The 3,151-nt window shown below is 59.1% G+C and carries 4 protein-coding genes; 3 read left to right on the top strand and 1 reads right to left on the bottom strand.

Annotated elements, in window-relative coordinates:
- The 3 genes from H5U08_RS13980 to H5U08_RS13970 all read left to right on the top strand — a co-directional run.
- Window positions 1-861: hypothetical protein (locus tag H5U08_RS13980; RefSeq protein WP_297034287.1), on the top strand; the 861-nt coding region annotated here is incomplete at its 5' end.
- Window positions 862-1,217: 356 nt separating this feature from the next.
- Complete coding sequence (gene scpB / locus H5U08_RS13975; RefSeq protein WP_297034284.1) at window positions 1,218-1,802, top strand: SMC-Scp complex subunit ScpB; 585 nt, start codon at window positions 1,218-1,220, stop codon at window positions 1,800-1,802.
- Between the two features lie 165 nt (window positions 1,803-1,967).
- A complete protein-coding gene (locus tag H5U08_RS13970) occupies window positions 1,968-2,354 on the top strand; it encodes a hypothetical protein (RefSeq protein ID WP_297034281.1) in 387 nt (128 codons plus the stop codon).
- 162 nt (window positions 2,355-2,516) lie between these two features.
- Here H5U08_RS13970 and H5U08_RS13965 read toward each other — a convergent pair.
- On the bottom strand, window positions 2,517-3,151 hold a 635-nt coding region (locus tag H5U08_RS13965; RefSeq protein WP_297034279.1), incomplete at its 5' end, for an alpha-L-arabinofuranosidase C-terminal domain-containing protein.

Below are 3,151 nucleotides of genomic sequence, written 5' to 3'. Positions count from 1 at the left end.
CTGTTCGCGATTTTTGTGGGGACCGTGGGCCTGGCTCTCGTGCCGCCAACCCGGCTTCCAGTCGTCCTCTCCGTTCTCTTCTCCATGGAAGAAAATGGGAAAACTTCAGACAGCACAGAGAAAGAAGTTAAGCCAGAAAAACTGTTGATCAAAAGAGACTCTTTTGAGACTCCGGGTGTGGTAAGCGAACCGGACCGCCGGTATCCATTCGTTGGGAACGGCTTTCAGGAAAGCCCCGCCCAAATTGTGCAGGCCAGTCCGGTTCCCCCGATTGGCTCGGCATCGCCGATGGACGCCCTTGCCAGGCCCGTCAAACCCAGCCGAGAGGGACACCCGGTGACGGCGGAGCCGACCTTTCCCCAAGGTTTGAGTAGCGCTCTCGCCGCTGGAACGAGCAGAAACAGCCCGGCCAACGAGAGCGACGGCCCAATAGCAAATGTCGGCCGACCTCCGTGGCAATCGGCCACCGGGGGTGGGTTCCATGGGGGCGTTTCGCCCGCTGACACCCGGACACCAGCGTCCGTCCCCACTTTGGATTCGCCGTACGCGTCGGCGGAAGTCTCGCCTCAAACCGAAAGACCAAATCGCCAGCAGCTCCCATCCATGGAGGGAATCGAGCACCTGGAAGAGCTTGCGCGTCAGTTTCGCGCCCTTGGTGCCGTGCGCTATCGGTTGGAGCGGTGGGGAACCGACGGGCAGCTCTTTCGGTTCACCTGCGAGATGCCGGTCAACGGCGTCTCTCACATGACGCGCCTCTGGGAAGCTATTGCTCCCAGCCCCGAGGAGGCCATGAGAAGGGTTCTGGCTCAGATTTCGGGCGGTTCTTCCGATGCCGTCCCTCCTTCTTCCCGGGGTTTCTAAACAAGCATCGCGCAGGTGTCTCCTGGCTGTCGCCAGCGAAGCGGGATCCGCGACTTGGTGCGGCGTGTGGAAAGCCCCCTAACTTGCCCAATGGGGTCATGGAGCCTGAGCACACCCGGCGAGAACGCACCTTGCACGCAGGCCCCTGGCAGCCGTATTCTTGTCTTGTGAGTCTGCGGTGACCAGTCCCAGAACGTCGGCCATCCTGAGCCACGGAAATGCAATATTTTTGGCGAAAGAGATTACGCTGCGACACAGGCCTGCTGCAACGCCGCCGTCCGGATTGGCGGCTGTTTGCTCGCCCCATTCCCTCGGCACGCGCGCCCAGTGCGTCCTTTCGACTCCCGGAGGGTCCGGTGTGGGGAGAAGGGGTACGCCGTGTGGAAGCCGCACTCTTTGTTGCCCGTCAACCATTAACACCAAGGAAAATTGCCCAAATTTGTGGATTCGAGAGTGCCGCCGAGGTCAGAGGCTACCTCCGCCGACTCGGAAAACTGTATGATGAGGTTGGGGCCGCATTTTGTCTGGTGGAAGTGGCCGGCGGTTTTCAGTTGCGGACGCGGCCGGAATTCTACCCCTGGGTGGCACGACTGGCACGCGATCAGAGGCCCATTCGCCTGTCACCACCGGCGATGGAAACGCTGGCCATCATTGCGTACAGGCAACCGGTGCTCCGTGCCGAAATAGAATCCATCAGAGGCGTCCAGTGTGGTGAGATTCTCCGTCAGTTGATGGACCGGGGACTGGTTAAAATAGTCGGGCGATCCGAAGAGCTGGGACGACCGTATCTTTACGGAACAACTGACACGTTCCTGGAAGTTTTTGGCTTGCGGGGACTGGACGAACTTCCTCACGCTGAGTATCGTAACTCCGCAGTCCGTCGGTCCCCCTCCTCCGGGACGTCGGAGAACGCACCACTTACCGGCGAGGGGCGCATCTGATATATTAAACGTTTTTATAAACTGGCAAGTGGTGAGAGCGATCACAGTTCTCGCGCAGCCGGGAGTGACGGAAAGTGAATGGTTCGCGGTGAAGTGAGGGTTCTCACTCCACCGCGAGGGGAAATATCTCGAGATTGGTCCTTTTTTGAATCAGGGGTGTTCACCGTGAAACTTGCTTTCGAAGACATTGTGGCTTGCCTGAGAGCGACCCACGCGATCTCCGAACTGCCGACGCGCTTGGCAGAGACCGGCCCCGCAGGCTTGGGGCGTCGTGGTTACATCCTCGCCCAGGATGAGGATGATGAGGATTGGGAAGACGAAGAGGACGAAGATTGGGAGGATGAAGACGAGGACTGGGACGAAGACGAAGAAGATTGGGACGAGGACGAAGACGAATGGGAGGATGAAGAAGATTGGGACGATGAAGATCTAGACGAGGACGACGAAGATTACGACGAGGATGAGGATTGGGAGGACGAAGAGGACGAAGATTGGGAGGATGAAGAGGACGAAGACTGGGAGGATGACTACGACGAAGAAGAGGACGAGTGATCTCTCCCACCTCTGACGGCCGTGGTGCGCCCCTGCGGGTGGCCTACCGGCACCAGCGTTTTCAATCTGCCTTTTGAGTTACGGCGTGACCAATACAGAATCACCCGGTGATCCAACTGGAGATCACCGGGTGGCGTCTTTTTGAGCCGCGTCCGCTGCGTCTTATTTCACGCTTAGGCGAAGCACAACGCACGAGAGGGCGGGCAGTTCCATGGTCGCCGCCCCGTCAACAAGTGCGACGTCTGCTTTCTCCGCGCGGACGGCATCAGGCTGGTCAAGCGTGTTTCGCGCGAGCAAATCTCCCGGGGCCACTTTTTGCGCTGTCGCCGATTCGATGGCCTGACCGGCCACCTTGACAGAAACTCGGCGCGCTTCTTTGCCGGGATTGACAACCTTCACGATCACCACACCCTGCTGCGGATCCCTGGTGGCCACGAGGTTAAGGTCCTCGGGCACGCCCTCCGCGGCAATACGTTCCGGTGCGAAATTATCCCGCCAGAGTTTCATAATCACATAATTGGGGGCCGGGAACCATCGCCGATGATCGAAATTGATAAAGGCGTTGTCCCAGGCCGTTGCCGAGATATGCCGCAAAAAGAGCGCCGGAGACGCGATTTCGACCACGTCGCCGGTCCGTTCGAAGGCGTTGAGGATCCCACCGCAGTAGAGCCCCGTCCGCCAATCCGTGCTCTGGGCATTCCACTCTGAGATGAACAGCTTCAGATGCGGATTTCGCGACTGGGCGATGAGCCTGGCAGTTTCCTCAAAGAAGGCTTCATAGCGATACGGTCCCCGGG

It is taken from the genome of Thermogutta sp., from assembly GCF_014359955.1.
Classification (GTDB): Bacteria; Planctomycetota; Planctomycetia; order Pirellulales; family Thermoguttaceae; genus Thermogutta.
This window is presented reverse-complemented; position numbering and strand designations above follow the sequence as displayed.